This window comes from Roseateles sp. (assembly GCF_019237615.1).
GTDB lineage: Bacteria > Pseudomonadota > Gammaproteobacteria > Burkholderiales > Burkholderiaceae_C > Pelomonas.
This window is the reverse complement of record NZ_JAFAGT010000101.1, coordinates 13848-31455: the sequence shown is the minus strand read 5'-3', so window position 1 is coordinate 31455 and position 17608 is coordinate 13848. Positions and strand designations below refer to the sequence as shown.

Below are 17608 nucleotides of genomic sequence, written 5' to 3'. Positions count from 1 at the left end.
GAGGGCTCCGAGGGCAAGGCGGCGACTGTAAGCATTTCACCCCCCGCTCCGTCACCCCAAACCTGAAAGCCCATTCAAGCTGCTGACATTCCTTGTCAACAGCCCCAAACCCTGACCCAGGGTCTTACTACGCAAATGGCCCAAGCGATGTAACAGAGCCGGGGCTTATGGCCGCCGGGGGTAGTGCCATATACCTCTGACACATCGGAATGTTTGCCATGCCTCCCACCGTTTTCGTTCCAAGCGCAGAAGCCGCCTACATCGCGGAGCTGTCCGACCGGGACATGAACCGAGTGTTCGACGAACACTTGGTTCCGGACCAGTTCGTCCAAGCCAGGCCTGGGCGCCGCTTCGCCCGCCTTGCCTCTGCGTTTGCCCGCTTCTACTTCACCACGGACGCCATCTTTGCGGCGGCTCTTTGGCGCAAGGTTGTTGCGGAGCTGACTGAGCGCGTTGTCGGCATGGGGAACAAGGACCGCATCTTGGCCCTGCAGAGCCGGTTTTCAAAGTCGGCGTGGGTAGTTCAGGTCTCGTTTGGCCAGTCGGTTGGCGTCTCGCCGTTTGTCGAGAGCGCCATGCGCCTCTCTTCGTGGAGCATTCCGAAGAGCATCAACGGGAGGATGCTTCGTCGGGACCGCACGGATTTGTAGTCGGCGGGGAGTTCATTCCAACCACGCTGGAGATGGCCGAGCAGTATCTGCACGCGGCCAAGTTTCTTGCCGAGGCCATCAAGCGCCAGGAGCAGGAGGACTTCCGCCTCGCCAGTCCCGTGCTGTTCTTGTATCGACATGCGCTGGAACTGGCGCTGAAGGCGCTGTTGCGAAACGGTAGCACCCACCACAGGCTGGATGCGCGGGGTGCTGACCTGAAGACCCTTGTCCGTGAGAAATATCAGCAGGAAGTGCCGGGCTGGATTACGGCACGGCTGAACGAGCTTGCTGCGCTCGCCCCAGGCTCGATGGCGTTTCGCTATGGCGAGGAGAAGTATGGGGGAGGCAAGCAATTCTCACCGGCGCCCGGTGAAATGTACGTTGGTGTGGGCCGGCTGCAGGCGTCCATCAACGAACCGTTCACTGCCCTGGCGGCGCGGCCAAGAAGATGTAGCCGCCCGTTTGGAAGCGCGGCGCTGCGAACTTCGTCTTGCCCAAACAAGCGCCATCGGCGACATTCGCAATTCGCGAATAGCAAATATCAAGCTCGATGTACCTCAAACCTCAAGACCTGCTGGTGCTGCTGAAGGTGGCTGCGCATCCACCGCAGCGCTGGACCTATGCCGCGCTGGGCGAAGCCCTGGCCATGAGCGCTTCGGAGGCCCACGCCAGCGTGAAGCGTGCGGTGGCCTCCGGCCTGGCCTTGGCGCCAGCTCGCGGCGAATGGTCGCCGGTCAGGCCCAACCTGCTGGAGTTCATCCTGCACGGCGTGCGCTACATCTGGCCGGCCACACCGGGGCCAGTCAAGCGCGGCGTGCCGACGTCGTTCGGTGCTGAGCCGCTGGCCAGTCAGATGACGGTGGCAGCCGGGGAGGCGCCCGTGTGGGCCCACCCCACCGGCAGCGCCAAGGGGCCTACGCTCTCGCCTCTATATCGGACCGCACCGCAGGCCGCACTGGCCGACCCGGCCCTGCATCGCTTGCTGGCCCTGCTGGATGCCTTGCGCATCGGGCGGGCACGCGAGCGGACGCTGGCCGCGAAGCTGATGGAAGCCGAGTTGATGCGCTTTGACGCCGGAGCTGCCGATGCGCGCTGATGACCCGAACCTGCCCTATCTGCGCAGCATCGCCGAGGCCCTGGGCGACCTGCGCGAACAGGTGGTGTTTGTCGGCGGCGCCGTGGCCGGCCTGCTCGTCACCGACCCGCTGGCCGACCCGGTGCGCGCCACCCGCGATGTGGACGCGGTGGTGAATGCCAGCCGCGCCTTGTTCCATCGCATCGAGGAAGCCGTGGCGGCGCGCGGGTTTGCGCGCGACGTCAGCAGCGATGTGATTTGCCGCTGGGTGCACAAAGCTTCGGCGTGCTCTTCGACTTGATGCCGGTGCAGCCTGAGTTGTTGGGCTTTACGAACCGCTGGTATCCCTATGCGGTGGACACCGCCGTATCCGTGGACTTAGGGGCGGGCGTGGCGATTCGGCTGGTGAGCACCGTCGCCTTCGTGGCGACCAAGCTCGAAGCCTTCGCCAGCCGTGGTGGTGGCGACTTCGTGACGAGCCATGACCTCGAAGACGTGCTGAACATCGTCGACGGGCGCGAGGAACTGGCCGATGAGATGGAAGCCGCCCCCGCCGAGTTGCGACAAGCGGTGGCCGCTGCCTTTGCCCAACTGCTGAAGAACCCGGACTTCGCCAATGTGCTGCCGGGCCTGATAGCCGAGCCGGAACGCGCCGGCCTCATCTTGGAACGCCTGAAAGCCCTGAGCCGATGAACCTGCACCGGGAACACCATTTCGAGACCGAAATCTGCGGCCACCTGGTCGCCCACGACTGGCTGCACGCCGAAGGCGATGCGGCGTTGTTCGACCGCGCCGACGGCCTGTTCATGCCCGACCTGCTGGCCTGGGTGGAGACCACACAGCCCGAGAGCTGGCAGCGCCTGAAAAAGACGCATGGCGCGGCGTGGAACTGCTGGGGTGTCCACAGGCAAACCGCGCGCACCTGCGGCCAGGGCAATGGCCCGTGCTGGGTGGCGCAGCTACCCAGCTCCGAGCGGTTCTCGGGCGTGTCGGGTGCCAACCAGACCACGCCGTCAACCGCCAGAACGCGCAGCTCGGGTGTCACGCTCGGACGGCTCCAGCCCTGCATGAGCAACCCGAACAGCTCCTGCAAGGAGCTCGCAGCCCAGGCGCTGGCGAGCTTGCACGCTGGCGCTGGGTGCGGGCAGTGACTTGTCGTCCAGGCTCAACGACAACGGCTGCACCACCAGCCACATCGGCAGTTGCCGGTACAGCGACAGCCCGATCACGAGCCAGACCGCATGCTCGGCGGGCAACTTGCGGCGCCGGATGCTGGCCTTGCCGCTGGCGCCAAGCGCCTGCTCGATCCACTCCCGGTCGATCAATCTCGCCAACTGCGCATAGGCATCGGGCGGTGCATGTTGCAGGGTCTCATCAAGGGCACTCTGGAGCAGTCTCAAAGCAAAAAGGGAACGTGTCCAACACGTTCCCTTTTTAACGTCAGCGGCTCTCGGGCTTAACTGACTGGCATTGGCCCGAAAGCGGCCTGGGGCACAAGAAAAGTGCGTGCAGTTCAGTGCACGCCGTGCATCCACTTCTTCATCAGCGGCGTCATGGCCATCAGCACGACGCCGGCGCCGATGGGGATGATCGTGAAGATCAGGAAGAAGACCGACATCGAGTACTGGCTGGACACCTGGTCGATGTAGGCGCCGGTGGAGCCGGCGATCTTGTTGGCGATGGCGGTGTTCAGGAACCAGACGCCGAACATCAGGCCCAACAGGCGCGTCGGCGCCAGCTTGGAGATGTAGGACAGGCCCACCGGCGACAGGCAGAGCTCGCCCATGGTGTGGAAGAGATAGGCCAGCGACAGGAACATCATGCTGACCTGGGCCGTCTTGGCGCCCTGCGGGATGCCGGCCGAGCCGTAGGACAGCACCGCGAACCCGAGGCCCAGCAGCACCAGGCCGACGCCGAACTTGACCGGGCCGCTCGGGTTCCAGTGCTTCTCCCACAGCTTGGAGAACAGCGGCGCCAGCACGACGATGAAGAAGCTGTTCAGCACGCCGAACCAGGTGGCGGGCACCTCGCTCTGGTCCATCGCGAACTCGCGGCCCAGCATCCACAGGCACAGGCCCCAGATGATGGCGAAGGCGGCGGCCAGCGACACGTTGGCCATGGCGTAGTTGCCGGCGGTCGAGCGGTAGAGCTTGAACAGCAGCCAGGACAGGATGGCCGCCGGCACCAGCGTCATCGCGGTGTTGATGATCTTGAAGACCAGGCCGCTGGTGCCGACCAGCGTGCGGTCGGTGTAGTCGGCGGCGAAGATGGTCATGGAGCCGCCGGCCTGCTCGAAGGCGAACCAGAAGAAGATCGTGAAGAAGGAGAACACGAAGATGGCCTTCAGGCGGTCGGCCACGACATGCTCGGGCGTGTCGTCCAGCTTCTCCTCGACCAGCTTCCTGGCAGCGTCAACCTTGTCGCCGATGCGGCCGAACAGGCCCTGGCTGAGCCAGAACTGGATGGCGCCCAGGATCATGAAGAGGCCCGCCAGGCCGAAGCCCAGGTTCCAGGAGATCTTCTCGCCGATGTAGCCGCACAGCGAGATGCCAAAGAAGGCGCCGGCGTTGACGCCCATGTAGAACAGCGTGTAGCCGCTGTCGCGCGCACCCTCGTTGTCCTTGCCGTAGAGCTGGCCGACGATGGCCGAGATGTTGGGCTTGAACAGGCCCGTGCCCAGCACCACCAGGCCCAGGCCGGCATAGAAGCTCGGCACCGTATCCATGAAGAGGGCGATGTGGCCGGCCGCGATGACGAAGCCGCCCAGCAGCACCGAGCGGCGCGTGCCCAGCAGCCGGTCGGCGACATAGCCGCCGAGGATGGGCGTCAGGTAGGCCAGGCCGGTGTACCAGCCGTAGAGGTTGGTGGCGTCGGAGCGGCTCCAGCCCCAGCCGCCCTTGCTGGCCTCGGTGACCAGGAAGAGCACGAGCAGGGCGCGCATGCCGTAGTAAGAGAAGCGCTCCCACATCTCGGTGAAGAAGAGCACAAAGAGCTGGTTGGGCTGGCCGAGGATGGCGGTGCCGGCTTGCCGGGCTGCCGCCTGGCCGGACACGGGGGATGTGGTCGTCACGTCTGTCGTTCCAGATGAACCGGGGAGGCGGGCGGTGGCCCGCCGCGGAAGGCCGGGATTGTCCCGCCGCAGACGCGCTTTCCCGGACCGCCCGGCCCACGGATTGCCCCGGGTTTCCACCAGGGTCGAAGGCTCAGGGCGCCGCGGCGACGAGGGGCGCGCGCTCGGGCAGGACGTAGACGAGGCTGGGGCCCGCACCCAGCGTCGGCAGCACGACGCGGTCGAAGAAGGCCGGGTCGACGACGACGCAGCCCAGCGTGATGCGGCGGTCCTGCAGGTTGGCCGAGGCCAGGCGCTGGGGCCGGCGCTGGCCGGCCGGCGCCGGGCGCAGCCGGTGGATGGCGAGGTGGGCCTCGTAGTCGAACCAGACGATGCGCTCGCCGTCCAGGTTGCGACCCGGCCGGGCCTCGAAGCGGCCGGACGGCGTCACGCGCTCGTCGAGCCTCAGCGCCGACGGCGCCTTGCCGCGCGAGCCGGGCAGTTCGGCGTCGCCCGGCGTCAGCCCGAGCAGGGCCGGCGCGCGGCCGACGAGGCGGCCGTCGGCGGCGTAGACGGACAGCGTGGCCTCGCGCTTGTCGACGATGGCGAAGGGGCGCTCGTCCCTGCCATCAGCCGCCACCGGCCGGGCCTCGGCCCATGCGTCGGCCGCGCCCAGCAGGCCCAACGCGGCGACGATGCCGCACATCCCGACCCGATCTGCCCGATTGCCGCCCACTCGACGCCCCTTGTCCCGGGCGGCGCGACCATCGCGCCAGACCCGCGCGGCAGTCTAGGAACAGGGACCTGTAGCCGGCAGGCCAGGAATTCACGGTCCGGCGCTGTTACCTTGGCGCGCCCCGGCCTGGGCCAGCAGCGGCGGCGCGGCGGCGGGGAAGAAGGCGCTCAGCGGGCTGCTCTCCGGCAGCACGTAGACGACCGCGCGGCCGCGGCCGAACTGGGGCCAGACGGTGTGGTCGAAGAAGTCCACCGGCACGTTGATGCAGCCCCAGCTGATGCGTTTGTCGGCCACCGTCTTCGAGGCCAGGCGCTCCAGGCGGCGCTCCTTGGGGTTGGTGGCGCGCACGCGGTGCATGGACACCGCCGCGCCGTAGTCGACCCAGACGACCTCCTGACCCAGCGCATTGCGGCCCGGTTCCGACACGAAGCGGCCGGCCGGCGTCGTGCGTTCATGAGGCTTGATGTCCTCGATGGCCTTCTGGCCTATGCCCGCGACCGACAGGTCTCCGGCCGCATAGCCCAGCAGCACCGGGCTGGTGCCGAGCAGGCGGCCGCCCGCCGCGAAGACGTAGACCCGGGCGCGGCGCTTGTCGACGATGGCGAAGGGCGAGTCGCCGTTGTCGGACTCGCGCACGGCCCAGGCCGCGACGCGGCCCACGTCGCCGGGGGCGCGGAGCTTGCCGAAGTCCAGGCGGCGCTCGATGACGGGCCGCGGCACCGCCAGGGCCGCAGGGGCGGCGGGCGCCGGCACGGGCCGGAGCCTGAACCGGTCGCCGAAGACCAGATAGAGCAGGGCCAGTGCCAGCGCCGCGATGAGGCCGCCCTGGCAAAGGCCGACAAGGATGTCGCTCCGCCTGGCGGCGGCGAGTTCGGCGCGCGCTCCGAATCGCATGGTCGGCGCGGGCGCTCAGGCTGCGCGATCAGTTGCGATCGGCGCGGGGGGCGGGTTCGCCGGCCGCCGGCGGCTCGCTCGGCATCGACACGGTGGTGTCGGGCGGCGACGCGGCGCGGGCCGGGTCGTCCGCGGCCGGCGTCTGCTGCGGCATCTGCTTGCTCGCGTCGGCCGGCGGCGGCGCGTTCGGATCGGCGGGCGTCTGCTCGCTGACGGTCGCCGCCGGGGCCGCGGTCATGGGCTCGGCAGGCGGGCTCGGGTCCTGGCCCTGGGCGAATGCCAGGCCAATGCCGCCCACGAGGACGGCGGCGGTCAAGGCGGTGGTGGCGGTCTTGAGGTGGGACATGGGGGACTCCTTTGAGGCGAGGCCGGGTGTTTCCAGCGGCCACAACCCAATCTAGGACCTGCCCATGCCGCACGACGTCGGCACGCGGCCCAACGCGCCGTAGGAGACACCCCCACCCCGTAGCGGCTGGTTACGCCGCGCAACGGAGCCGTCAGGGTTCAGAGGGAGAAGTCGTAGTCGATGGTCAGCGGCGCATGGTCGCTGAACGCCTGGCCGGTGTAGATGGCCTCGGCCCTCGCCAGCGCGGCGACGCCGGGCGTGGCGAGGTGGTAGTCCAGCCGCCACCCGACGTTGTTGGCACGCGCGTTGCCGCGATTGCTCCACCAGGTGTACTGCTCGGCGTTCTTGTTCAGCGTGCGGAAGACGTCGACCAGGCCGCCTTCGTCCAGCAGCCGCGTCATCCAGGCACGCTCCTCGGGCAGGAAGCCGCTGTTCTTCTGGTTGCCGCGCCAGTTCTTCAGGTCGATTTCCTTGTGGGCGATGTTGACGTCGGCGACGAGGATGAACTCGCGCTCGGCCTTCAGCGCCTGCAGGTGCGGGTACAGCGCGTCCAAGAAGCGGTACTTGACCGCCTGGCGTTCCTCGCCGCTGGTGCCGCTGGGGAAGTAGACGCTGATGAGGCTGAGCTTGCGGCCGGGCTTGTCGAAGCGCTTCTCGATCCAGCGGCCCTCGCTGTCGAACTCGGCGATGCCCAGCCCAGTGACGACGTCGCTGGGCTCTTCCCGGGCATACAGCCCCACGCCCGAGTAACCCTTTTTCTCGGCGTAGTGGAAATGGCCGTCGAGCTTGTCGCAGCGGCGGAACTTGGCCTCGACGACGTCGGCCTGCGCCTTGAGTTCCTGCACGCCGACCGCGTCGGCCTGCTGCTGGACCAGCCAATCGAAGAAGCCCTTGGAGGCGGCGGAGCGCACGCCGTTGAGGTTGGCGGTAATGAATCGCATGGCGACGGAGTATGGCAGCGCGGCGGCAACGCAACACCGAGGACGACGCCGCAACCCCTGACATGCAGAATCACCTGCACCCGAGGCCACCTCCGCTCAACCACCATGCCGTACGCCCCTGCCCGCCCGTCCGTGTTGGTCCTGGCCCTGTCCGCCGCCTTCGCTGCGCCGGCCCTCGCGCAGGCGCAGAACGACACCAAGGACCGCACCCAGCTCGAGACCGTCGTCATCACGGCGGAGCGCCGTGCCGAGAACATCAACGAGGTGCCGACGGCCGTCACCGCCATCGCCGGCGAGAAGCTCGACGTGCTCGCCTCCGGCGGCCAGGACGTGCGCTTCCTGTCGGGCCGCGTGCCCAGCCTGAACATCGAATCCAGCTTCGGCCGCGCCTTCCCGCGCTTCTACATCCGCGGCTACGGCAACACCGACTTCCGCCTGAACGCGTCGCAGCCGGTGTCGCTGATCTATGACGACGTGGTGCAGGAAAACCCGATCCTGAAGGGCTTCCCGGTGTTCGACCTGAAGGCCGTCGAGGTGGTCGCCGGCCCGCAGGGCACGCTGTACGGCCGCAACACGCCGGCCGGCGTCGTGAAGTTCGAGTCCATGCCGCCCGACCTGAAGCGGCAGGAGGGCTTCATCAACCTCTCCTATGGCAACCGCGGCACGGCCAACGTGGACGGTGCCTTCAACATCCCGCTGGGCAGCGAATGGGCGGCGCGCATCTCGGCCCAGGTCCAGCGCCGCGACAACTGGGTGACCAACACCGCGCCCAAGGTCCAGACCCCCAAGACCGAGGGCTATGACGACCGCGCGATCCGGGTGCAGTTCCTCTACGAGCCGCACAAGGACTTCTCGGCGCTGTTCAACATCCACAACCGCGAGCTGAACGGCAGCCCGCGGCTGTTCCGCGCCAACATCATCAAGCCGGGCACCAACGACCTGGTCGATGGCTTCGACCCGGCCAAGGCAGCCTTCGACGGCAAGAACGAGCAGCGCCTGCACGCCACCGGCGGCAATGCGCGGCTGCGCTGGAGCCTGGGCGACCTGACGCTGCACTCCATCACCGCGCTGGAGACCGTGCAGCCCTTCTCGCGCGGCGACGTGGACGGCGGCTATGGCGCCTCCTACGCGCCGCCCTACGGCCCGGGCTTCATCCCCTTCTCGTCCGAGACGTCCGATGCGCTGCACGGCCACCGCCAGTTCAGCCAGGAGTTCCGCGCCGAGTTGAACCCGACCGGCCCGCTGCGCTACCAGGGCGGCGTCTACTTCTTCGACGAGCGCTACACCGTCGAGAGCGCCAACTACGACACCATCTTCGGCGGCCCCACCACCTCGGCCCGCACCCGCCAGACCAACCAGGCCTATGCGCTGTTCGGCTCCGTCAACTACGAGGTCAGCCCGGACCTCAAGCTGCGCGGCGGCCTGCGCTACACGCACGACAAGAAGTCGCTCGCCACCGAATCCAAGGACGTGCCGCTGGACACGTCCAACGGCCTGTCGGCCCACACCGCGGACTCCAAGCTCACCTGGGACCTCTCGGGCACCTATGCGCTGGCCAAGGGAACCAACCTGTACGCCCGTGTCGGCACCGGCTTCCGCGGCGCGGCCATCCTGCCGGCATCCGCCTTCGGCCCCATGTCCACGGCCAAGCAGGAAACGCTGACCTCCTACGAGATCGGCGTGAAGAGCGACCTGTGGGACCGCCGCGCCCGCCTGTCGGCCAGCCTGTTCAGCTACGAGGTCAAGGGCCTGCAGCTCACCGAGGTCGGCGGCGGCGGCAACAGCAACACCGTCAAGAGCGCCAACAAGGCGCGCGGCCAGGGCGTCGAACTCAACCTCGAGGTGCTGCCCACCGAGAACCTGTTCATCACGCTGGGCGGCAGCTTCAACGACGCCAAGATCCGCGACCCCAACCTGATCGTGGCCGGCTGCGGCGGCGGCTGCACCGTGACCAACCGCCCGGCCGGCGGCGGCGAGTTCTACATCGACGGCAACCAGCTGCCCCAGGCGCCGCGTTGGACCGCCAACCTGACGGCGCGCTACACCTGGCCGCTGCCCGGCGGCAGCGAGATCTATGTCTACACCGACTGGGCCTACCGCTCCCGGGTCAACTTCTTCCTCTACCAGTCCATCGAGTTCACCGGCAAGGCGCTCACCGAAGGCGGCCTGCGCCTGGGCTATGTGTTCGGCAACGGCAAGTACGAGGTGGCCGGCTTCGCGCGCAACATCACCAACCAGATCCGCGTGACCGGTGCGATCGACTTCAACAACCTGACCGGCTTCATCAACGACCCGCGCACCTACGGCGCGCAGTTCAAGGCCTCGTTCTGAAGGGAGCGGCTCCCCGCGAGCCCGGCACTTCCCGAGTGCCGGGCTTTTTTTCCGCCCCCTAGAATCTTTGCCATGTCCGCCGCGCCCACCGATGCCCTCGCCCAGTCCTTCGTCGCCTTTGCCGTGCAGGCGGGCGTGTTGCGCTTCGGCGAGTTCAAGACCAAGGCCGGCCGGCTCAGCCCCTACTTCTTCAACGCCGGCCTGTTCGACGACGGCGCCAAGCTCGGCCGCCTCGCCGGCTTCTACGCCGAACGCCTGATCGCCTCGGGCCTGGCCTTCGACATGATCTTCGGCCCCGCCTACAAGGGCATCACGCTGGCCGCCGCCGTCGCCATGGAGCTGGCTCGCCGCGGCCACAACCTGCCCTTTGCCTACAACCGCAAGGAGGCCAAGGATCACGGCGAGGGCGGCACCCTGGTGGGCGCGCCGGTCAAGGGCCGCGTGCTCATCATCGACGACGTCATCTCCGCCGGCACCTCGGTGCGCGAGTCCATCCAGATGATCGAGGCCGCCGGCGCCACGCCCTGCGGGGTGTCTATCGCACTGGACCGCCAGGAGAAGGCGGCCGAGGGCGGCGTCGACAGCCCGCTGTCGGCCGTGCAACAGGTGCAGCAGCGCTATGGCCTGCCCGTCGTCGCCGTGGCGGGCCTGGCCGACCTGCTGGCCTATCTGGAGGGAGCGCCCGAGCTGGCCGCGCACCGGCCGGCCGTGCTGGCCTATCGAGAGCGGTACGGCATCTGATGCACCCCCTGTCCGTCGTCGCAGCATTCCTCGCCGCCGGCGCCGCACTGGCCCAGGACGGCGCGCCCGGCCGGGGCATCTACACCTGCACGACCGCCGAGGGTCGCAAGCTGACCAGCGACCGGCCCATCGCCGAATGCACCGCGCGCGAGCAGCGCGTGCTCAACCCCGACGGCTCGCAGCGCTCGACGCTGCCGCCCTTCCTCAGCCCCGAGGAGCGCGCCGCCAAGGAAGCCGCCGACCGCCGCGCCGCAGCCGAACGCGTCGCCCAGCAGGACGCCGTCCGCCGCGACCGCACGCTGATGCTGCGCTATCCGAACGAAGCGGCTCACCTGCGCGCGCGCAACGCGGCCCTGGACGATGCCAACAAGGCCATGCGGCTGTCCGAGCGCCGCATCAAGGACCTGACCGTCGAGCGCAAGCCGCTGCTGGACGAGGCGGAGTTCTACAAGGGCAGGCCGCCGCCGGCCAAGCTCAAGCAGGCGCTGGACGCCAACGACGCCGGCGTCGAGGCCCAGCAGGTCCTCATCGAGAACCAGAAGGCCGAGCTGGTGCGCATCAACGCGCGCTTCGATGCCGAGCTGGCGCGGCTGAAGAAGCTGTGGGCCGGTGCGGCGCCGGGCTCGCTGCCGCCGCTGGACGACCTGCCGCAGACGGTGCCGTCCACGACGCCCAGGCGCTGAAGCGGGCAGCCGACGGCCGCCCCTGGCCGTCGGCCGATGCCCGCCGCCGCGCGATGGCGGCGGCCCTTCGCAAGGCGCCGGACAGTCCCCAGGACTGTCCGACGCCCTAGCCCAGCTTCTTCTTCAGCAGCTCGTTGACCAGGGCCGGGTTGGCCTTGCCCTTGGTCGCCTTCATGGCCTGGCCCACCAGCGCGTTGAAGGCCTTGTCCTTGCCGGCACGGTACTCGTCCACCGACTTGGGGTTGGCCGCCAGCACCTCGTCGAGGATGGCCTCGATGGCGCCGGTGTCGCTGACCTGCTTCAGGCCCTTGGCCTCGATGACGGCATCCACGTCGCCGGCCTCACCCGACCACAGCGCCTCGAACACCTGCTTGGCGGCGTTGTTGGAGATGGTGCCGTCGGCGATGCGGGCGATGAGCCTGGCCAGCAGTTCGGGGCCGACCGGCGCGGCGTCGATCTCGCCGCCGCTGGCGTTGAGCCGCTTGCTGATCTCGCCCATGACCCAGTTGGCGACCAGCTTGGGCGTCGCTCCCGCGGCCTTGGCGGCCTCGTAGTAGCGGGCCGTGGCCAGGCTCTGCGTCATCATCGTCGCGTCGTAGGCCGGCAGGCCGTCGGCGCTCTCGAAGCGGGCGGCCATCACGGCCGGCAGTTCGGGCATCTCACCCTTCACGCGCTCCACCCATTCCGGCGCGATGACCAGCGGCGGCAGGTCGGGGTCGGGGAAATAGCGGTAGTCGGCCGAGTCCTCCTTGCTGCGCATCGCGCGGGTCTCGCCGGTGTCGGGGTTGTAGAGCACGGTCGCCTGCTGGATCTTGCGGCCGTCCTCGATCTCGTCGATCTGCCAGTTGACCTCGTAGTTCACCGCGTCGACGAGGTAGCGGAAGCTGTTGAGGTTCTTGATCTCGCGGCGCGTGCCGAAGGGCTCGCCGGGCTTGCGCACCGACACATTGACATCGCAGCGGAACGAGCCTTCCTGCATGTTGCCGTCGCAGATGCCCAGCCACATCACCAGCGCATGCAGCGTCTTGGCGTACTCGGCGGCCTCGGCGCCCGAGCGCATGTCGGGCTCCGAGACGATCTCCAGCAGCGGCGTGCCGGCGCGGTTCAGGTCAATGCCGGACTGGCCGTGATAGTCCTCGTGCAGGCTCTTTCCCGCGTCCTCCTCGAGGTGGGCGCGGGTCAGGTTGACCTTGTGCCTGACGTCGCCGACGAAGAACTCGACAGCGCCGCCCTGCACCACCGGGATCTCGAACTGCGAGATCTGGTAGCCCTTGGGCAGGTCGGGATAGAAGTAGTTCTTGCGCGCGAAGATGGACAGCGGCGCGACCTTGGCGCCGACCGCCAGGCCGAAGCGGATCGCGCGCTCGACGGCCGCGCGGTTCAGCACCGGCAACGTGCCGGGCAGGGCCAGGTCCACCGGCGAGGCCTGGGTGTTGGGCGCCGCGCCAAAGGCGGTCGAGCTGCCGCTGAAGATCTTGCTCTGCGTGGAGAGCTGGACGTGGTTCTCGAGGCCGATGACGACCTCGTAGCCGCGGATGAGTTTGCTGGTCATGTCAGATCCCCGCCGGGGCACGCTGGTGCCAGTCGGTGGCTTGCTGAAGGGCGTGCGCCGCATGCAGCAGTTGCCCCTCCTTGAAGTAGTTGGCGATCAGCTGCAGGCCCACGGGCATGCCGCCTTCGCCCGCGCCCACCGGCACGCTCATGCCGGGCAGGCCGGCCAGCGAGCCCGGCAGCGTGAAGATGTCGGCCAGATAGGCCTGGGTCGGGTCGTCCTTGCCCTCGCCCTGCTTCCAGGCGACGGTGGGCGCCACCGGGCCGGCGATCAGGTCGCACTGCGTGAAGCATTGCTGGAAGTCGTCCGCGATCATGCGGCGCAGCTTCTGCGCCTGCAGATAGTAGGCGTCGTAGTAGCCGTGCGACAGCACATAGGTGCCGATCATGATGCGGCGCTTCACCTCGGTGCCAAAGCCCTCGGCGCGCGTCTTCTTGTACATGTCCAGCAGGTCGTCGTACTGGGCCGCGCGGTGGCCGAACTTGACGCCGTCGAAGCGCGAGAGATTCGAGCTGGCCTCGGCCGGGGCAATGATGTAGTAGACGGGGATGGCCAGCTCGGTGCGCGGCAGGCTGACGTCCACCAGCGTAGCGCCCAGTTTCTCCAGCTCGGCCAGGCCGGCACGCACGGCGGCGTTGACGTCGGCGGACAGGCCGGCCGGGAAGAACTCCCGGGGCAGGCCGATGCGCAGGCCCGCCAGCGGCCGGCCCGCCGACGCCCCCTCCCGGGCCGCCAGCATCTGCGCATGGAAATCCTGCGGCGGCTGCTGCACGCTGGTCGCGTCGCGCTCGTCGAAGCCGCTCATGGCGGACAGCAGCAGCGCGCAATCCTCGGCCGAGCGGGCCATGGGGCCGGCCTGGTCCAGGCTGGACGCGAAGGCGATCATGCCGTAGCGCGAGCACACGCCGTAGGTCGGCTTGATGCCGGTGATGCCGGTGAAGCTGGCCGGCTGGCGGATGGAGCCGCCGGTATCGGTGCCGGTCACGCCGGGCACCAGGCGCGCGGCCACGGCCACGGCCGAGCCGCCCGACGAGCCGCCCGGCACGCGGCCGACATCCCAGGGGTTGTGGGCCGGGAACCAGGCGCTGTTCTCGTTGGCCGAGCCCATCGCGAACTCGTCGCAGTTCAGCTTGCCGAGGGACACGGTGCCGGCGGTGTTGAGCCGGGCGACAACCGTCGCGTCGAAGGGGCTGCGGTACCCGTCCAGCATCTTGGAGCCCGCCGTCGTCGGCATGTCGGCCGTGACGTAGATGTCCTTGTGCGCCAGCGGCACGCCGGTCAGCGCGCCGCCATTGCCGGCCGCCAGCGCCGCGTCGGCGGCGGCGGCACGGACCAGCGCACCCTCGGCGTCGACGTGCAGGAAGGCGCCCAGCGCCCGGTCGTGGGTGGCGATGCGATCCAGCAGCGCCTGCACCGCCTCGCGGCTGGACAGGGCGCGGGTCTTCAGGGCGGCGGCCAGCTCGGCCACGCCCATGTCGTGAACGGGCTTCATTCGATGACCTTGGGAACGAGGAAGAGGCCGTCCTCGACGGCCGGGGCGCTGCGCTGGTTGGCTTCGCGCTGGTTGCTCTCGGTGACGACATCGTCGCGCAGGCGCAGCTGCACCTGCTGGATGGCCGACAGCGGCGTGTACAGCGGCTCGATGCCGGCGGTGTCGACGGCGCTCATCTGGTCCACGATCTTGAAGAAGTCGTTCAGGTTGCCCAGCAGCGCCTCGGACTCGGCCGGTTGCAGTTCCAGCCGGGCCAGATGGGCGATGCGGCTCACGTCGTCAGGGGTGAGACTCATGAAGGGTTTTCAGATGTAAACCTGAAGCCAGAAACCTAGCGTTAGCGGGCCTCAGAATGGGGTGATCGGTTATTATCGCCGCCCATCTCCATGGCCTTCGGGGCTGCCCATTCAGCGACGCATTTTGTCGCCGGCCGGGCGGCCTCGCTGCATATTCAGCCCCCCCGTTTTCGAGCCGCGCCCGCCGGCGAGGTTCCCTGCGCCACACCATGTTCGCCTCACTGCGCCGCTACTTCTCCACCGACCTCGCCATCGACCTCGGCACCGCCAACACCTTGATCTATGTGCGCGGCAAGGGCGTCGTCCTCGACGAGCCCTCGGTCGTCTCGATCCGCCACGAGGGCGGCCCTAACGGCAAGAAGACCATCCAGGCCGTCGGCCGCGAGGCCAAGGCCATGCTGGGCAAGGTGCCCGGCAACATCGAGGCGATCCGCCCGATGAAGGACGGCGTCATCGCCGATTTCGTCGTGACCGAACAGATGATCAAGCAGTTCATCAAGATGGTCCACGACAGCAAGACCTTCAAGCCCAGCCCGCGCATCATCATCTGCGTGCCCTGCGGCTCCACCCAGGTCGAGAAGCGCGCCATCCGCGACGCCGCCCTGGGCGCCGGCGCCAGCGAGGTCTACCTGATCGAGGAACCCATGGCCGCCGCCATCGGCGCCGGCCTGCCGGTGGCCGAGGCCTCGGGCTCCATGGTCGTCGACATCGGCGGCGGCACCACCGAGGTGGGCGTCATCTCGCTGGGCGGCATGGTCTACAAGGGCAGCGTGCGCGTCGGCGGCGACAAGTTCGACGAGGCCATCACCAACTACATCCGCCGCAACTACGGCATGCTGATCGGCGAACAGACCGCCGAGGCCATCAAGAAGACCATAGGTTCCGCCTTCCCCGGCAGCGAGGTCAAGGAGATGGAGGTCAAGGGCCGCAACCTCGCCGAGGGCGTGCCGCGCAGCTTCACGATCTCGTCTAACGAGATCCTGGAAGCGCTGACCGACCCGCTGAACCAGATCGTCTCCGCCGTGAAGAACGCGCTGGAACAGACCCCGCCCGAGCTGGGCGCCGACATCGCCGAGCGCGGCATGATGCTGACCGGCGGCGGCGCGCTGCTGCGCGACCTGGACCGACTGCTGTCCGAGGAGACCGGCCTGCCGGTGCTGGTGGCCGAAGACCCGCTGACCTGCGTGGTGCGCGGCTGCGGCATGGCGCTGGAGCGCATGGAGCGCCTGGGCTCCATCTTCACGTCGGAATAAGCCCAACCTCCTGATACGCCGCCCGGCGCGCCATGCCCCTCGGCACCCTAGACCGCACGCCACCGCCGTTCTTCCGCCAGGGTCCGTCGGCGCTGACCAAGCTCGCGCTGTGCTCGGCGCTGGCGCTGCTGATGATGGTGGCCGACGCCCGCTTCAAGCTGATGCAGCCCGTGCGCGCCAGCTTCGCCCTCGTGCTGCATCCCGTGCAGCGCCTGCTGCTGGCGCCCGTGGACGCCTGGGACACCCTGGGCGGCTACATGCGCGGCACCCAGCGGGCGATGGCCGCCGAGGACCTCGCCAAGCGCCAGCTCAGCGCACAGGCTGAACGCCTGTCGCGCGCCGATGCGCTGCAGGCCGAGAACGACCACCTGCGCAAGCTGCTGGGCCTGAAGCCCTCGCTGAACGTGCCGTCCATCCCGGCCGAGGTGTTGTTCGAGGCGCCCGACCCCTTCTCCCGCCGCGTCGTCATCGACCACGGCGCCACCCAGGGCGTGGCCGCCGGCTCGCCGGTGATCAACGAGGCCGGCGTGCTGGGCCAGGTGACGCGCGTCTACCCGCTGTCCAGCGAGGTCACGCTGCTGACGGACAAGGATGCCGCCATACCGCTGCTGAATTCGCGTACGCAGATGCGCAATGCCGCCGTCGGCCGCTCGGACGGCACGGGCATGGAGCTGCGCTTCCTGGCCGCGAACGCGGACATCAAGGTCGGAGATCTGATGACGACCTCGGGGCTGGACGGCGTCTACCCACCGGGCCTGCCGGTTGCCCGGGTCACCGTCGTCGAGCGCCGTGGCGACTCCAGCTTCGCCCAGGTGCTGCTCGCGCCCATCGCCCAGCCCGACAGCGCCCGCCATGTGCTGGTGCTGCTGCCTCAGGACCGCCACCTGGCCGCCAAGCGGGAAGCCGAGGTCGCCGCGGCGGACGAGGCCGCGTCGGCCGCCGCGGCCAAGGCCAGCGCGCGCGCCGCCAAGAAGGCCGAACGCGCCGAGAAGGCCGCGGCGAAGGCCTCGGGAGCCGCGCCATGATCATGCCGCGCGCCGCCGACCAGCTGCTGCTGCCGGCCAACCCCTGGTTCATCGCCTTCACGCTGCTGGTCGCGCTGACGATAGACATGGTGCCGGCCGGCCGGCTCGCGGCGATGCCGGACGTGCTGGCCGTCGTGCTCGTGTTCTGGGGCGTGCACCAGCCGCGCCGCGTCGGCGTGCTGTGGGCCTTCGTGTTCGGCCTGCTCATCGACGTGCACGATGGCGCCCTGCTGGGCCAGCATGCGCTGGCCTACAGCGGCCTGAGCTATGGCGCCATCCTGCTGCACCGCCGCCTGACCTGGTTCCCGCTGGGCGCCCAGGCCGTGCAGGTGCTGCCGCTTTTCTTCGCCGCGCATGCGCTGGCGCTGGTCGTGCGCATGCTCGTCGGCGGCATGTGGCCGGGCTGGGGCATGCTGCTGGCGCCGGTCTTCGAGGCCGTGCTGTGGCCGGTGGCGAGCGTGCTGCTGCTGGCGCCGCAGCGCCGCGCGCCGGACCGCGACGCCAACCGGCCGCTATGACGTCGCCGAGCTCCCATGCCGCCCGG

Annotated in this window: 20 protein-coding genes and 1 pseudogene; 12 read left to right on the top strand and 9 right to left on the bottom strand. The window is 68.9% G+C overall.

Going from position 1 to position 17608, the window contains the following annotated elements:
- The first annotated feature begins 218 nt into the window (after positions 1 to 218).
- Genes JOY88_RS21665 through JOY88_RS21640 form a run of 6 tightly spaced genes read left to right on the top strand, consistent with a single transcriptional unit; the run spans position 219 to position 2876 of the window.
- Positions 219 to 650, top strand: coding sequence for a hypothetical protein (locus JOY88_RS21665; RefSeq protein WP_293504726.1), 432 nt, complete (start codon positions 219 to 221; stop codon positions 648 to 650).
- Positions 590 to 1237 (top strand): hypothetical protein, encoded by a 648-nt coding sequence (locus JOY88_RS21660; protein WP_293504725.1) that lies wholly within the window; start codon positions 590 to 592, stop codon positions 1235 to 1237. The genes JOY88_RS21665 and JOY88_RS21660 overlap by 61 nt, the downstream gene beginning before the upstream one ends.
- Positions 1201 to 1746 carry a hypothetical protein gene (locus JOY88_RS21655; protein ID WP_293504724.1) on the top strand — a complete coding sequence of 182 codons (546 nt, stop codon included), beginning with the start codon at positions 1201 to 1203 and terminating at the stop codon, positions 1744 to 1746. Before JOY88_RS21660 ends, JOY88_RS21655 begins: the two co-directional genes overlap by 37 nt.
- Positions 1736 to 2026 (top strand): hypothetical protein, encoded by a 291-nt coding sequence (locus JOY88_RS21650; protein ID WP_293504723.1) that lies wholly within the window; start codon positions 1736 to 1738, stop codon positions 2024 to 2026. Before JOY88_RS21655 ends, JOY88_RS21650 begins: the two co-directional genes overlap by 11 nt.
- Positions 2011 to 2418, top strand: a complete 408-nt coding sequence (locus tag JOY88_RS21645; protein ID WP_293504722.1) for a hypothetical protein — start codon at positions 2011 to 2013, stop codon at positions 2416 to 2418. Before JOY88_RS21650 ends, JOY88_RS21645 begins: the two co-directional genes overlap by 16 nt.
- On the top strand, positions 2415 to 2876 hold the full coding sequence (locus JOY88_RS21640) for a hypothetical protein (protein WP_293504721.1): 462 nt from the start codon (positions 2415 to 2417) through the stop codon (positions 2874 to 2876). The genes JOY88_RS21645 and JOY88_RS21640 overlap by 4 nt, the downstream gene beginning before the upstream one ends.
- On the opposite strand, the pseudogene JOY88_RS23140 reads toward JOY88_RS21640, so the two are convergent.
- From JOY88_RS23140 to JOY88_RS21615, 6 genes and pseudogenes are all read right to left on the bottom strand, one after another.
- Positions 2877 to 3260, bottom strand: a pseudogene (locus JOY88_RS23140) (transposase domain-containing protein); the annotation flags it as partial.
- Entirely contained in the window at positions 3239 to 4795 is a 1557-nt protein-coding gene (locus JOY88_RS21635) for a peptide MFS transporter (RefSeq protein ID WP_293504720.1), read from the bottom strand. The pseudogene JOY88_RS23140 and the gene JOY88_RS21635, both read right to left, overlap by 22 nt.
- A gap of 133 nt (positions 4796 to 4928) precedes the next feature.
- Positions 4929 to 5480, bottom strand: coding sequence for a L,D-transpeptidase (locus JOY88_RS21630; protein ID WP_293504719.1), 552 nt, complete (start codon positions 5478 to 5480; stop codon positions 4929 to 4931).
- 120 nt (positions 5481 to 5600) lie between these two features.
- Entirely contained in the window at positions 5601 to 6404 is an 804-nt protein-coding gene (locus JOY88_RS21625) for a hypothetical protein (protein ID WP_293504718.1), read from the bottom strand.
- Between the two features lie 28 nt (positions 6405 to 6432).
- On the bottom strand, positions 6433 to 6750 hold the full coding sequence (locus JOY88_RS21620) for a hypothetical protein (RefSeq protein WP_293504717.1): 318 nt from the start codon (positions 6748 to 6750) through the stop codon (positions 6433 to 6435).
- A 158-nt stretch (positions 6751 to 6908) separates the two neighbouring features.
- On the bottom strand, positions 6909 to 7691 hold the full coding sequence (locus JOY88_RS21615) for an exodeoxyribonuclease III (protein WP_293504716.1): 783 nt from the start codon (positions 7689 to 7691) through the stop codon (positions 6909 to 6911).
- A 105-nt stretch (positions 7692 to 7796) separates the two neighbouring features.
- Here JOY88_RS21615 and JOY88_RS21610 point away from each other — a divergent pair, with 105 nt between their 5' ends.
- The 3 genes from JOY88_RS21610 to JOY88_RS21600 all read left to right on the top strand — a co-directional run bounded on the left by JOY88_RS21610 (position 7797) and on the right by JOY88_RS21600 (position 11446).
- Complete coding sequence (locus JOY88_RS21610) at positions 7797 to 10022, top strand: TonB-dependent receptor (protein WP_293504715.1); 2226 nt, start codon at positions 7797 to 7799, stop codon at positions 10020 to 10022.
- A 72-nt stretch (positions 10023 to 10094) separates the two neighbouring features.
- Entirely contained in the window at positions 10095 to 10763 is a 669-nt protein-coding gene (pyrE, locus tag JOY88_RS21605; RefSeq protein WP_293504714.1) for an orotate phosphoribosyltransferase, read from the top strand.
- Positions 10763 to 11446, top strand: a complete 684-nt coding sequence (locus tag JOY88_RS21600; RefSeq protein ID WP_293504713.1) for a hypothetical protein — start codon at positions 10763 to 10765, stop codon at positions 11444 to 11446. Before pyrE ends, JOY88_RS21600 begins: the two co-directional genes overlap by 1 nt.
- Positions 11447 to 11552: 106 nt before the next feature.
- Here JOY88_RS21600 and gatB read toward each other — a convergent pair whose 3' ends face one another.
- The 3 genes from gatB to gatC are packed head-to-tail and all read right to left on the bottom strand — an operon-like array spanning position 11553 to position 14786.
- Positions 11553 to 12998, bottom strand: a complete 1446-nt coding sequence (gatB, locus tag JOY88_RS21595) for an Asp-tRNA(Asn)/Glu-tRNA(Gln) amidotransferase subunit GatB (RefSeq protein ID WP_293504712.1) — start codon at positions 12996 to 12998, stop codon at positions 11553 to 11555.
- 1 nt (position 12999) lies between these two features.
- A complete protein-coding gene (gene gatA, locus JOY88_RS21590) occupies positions 13000 to 14490 on the bottom strand; it encodes an Asp-tRNA(Asn)/Glu-tRNA(Gln) amidotransferase subunit GatA (RefSeq protein WP_293504711.1) in 1491 nt (496 codons plus the stop codon).
- Positions 14487 to 14786, bottom strand: coding sequence for an Asp-tRNA(Asn)/Glu-tRNA(Gln) amidotransferase subunit GatC (gene gatC / locus JOY88_RS21585; protein WP_293504710.1), 300 nt, complete (start codon positions 14784 to 14786; stop codon positions 14487 to 14489). The genes gatA and gatC overlap by 4 nt, the downstream gene beginning before the upstream one ends.
- 209 nt (positions 14787 to 14995) lie before the next feature.
- On the opposite strand from gatC, the gene JOY88_RS21580 reads away from it, so the two are divergent.
- The 3 genes from JOY88_RS21580 to mreD are packed head-to-tail and all read left to right on the top strand — an operon-like array spanning position 14996 to position 17582.
- The gene (locus JOY88_RS21580) at positions 14996 to 16039 is read left to right on the top strand and encodes a rod shape-determining protein (protein ID WP_293504709.1); all 1044 of its coding nucleotides are present in this window, start codon (positions 14996 to 14998) and stop codon (positions 16037 to 16039) included.
- A 32-nt stretch (positions 16040 to 16071) separates the two neighbouring features.
- On the top strand, positions 16072 to 17064 hold the full coding sequence (gene mreC / locus JOY88_RS21575; protein ID WP_293504708.1) for a rod shape-determining protein MreC: 993 nt from the start codon (positions 16072 to 16074) through the stop codon (positions 17062 to 17064).
- Positions 17061 to 17582, top strand: coding sequence for a rod shape-determining protein MreD (gene mreD / locus JOY88_RS21570; RefSeq protein WP_293504707.1), 522 nt, complete (start codon positions 17061 to 17063; stop codon positions 17580 to 17582). Before mreC ends, mreD begins: the two co-directional genes overlap by 4 nt.
- Positions 17583 to 17608: the final 26 nt, after the last annotated feature.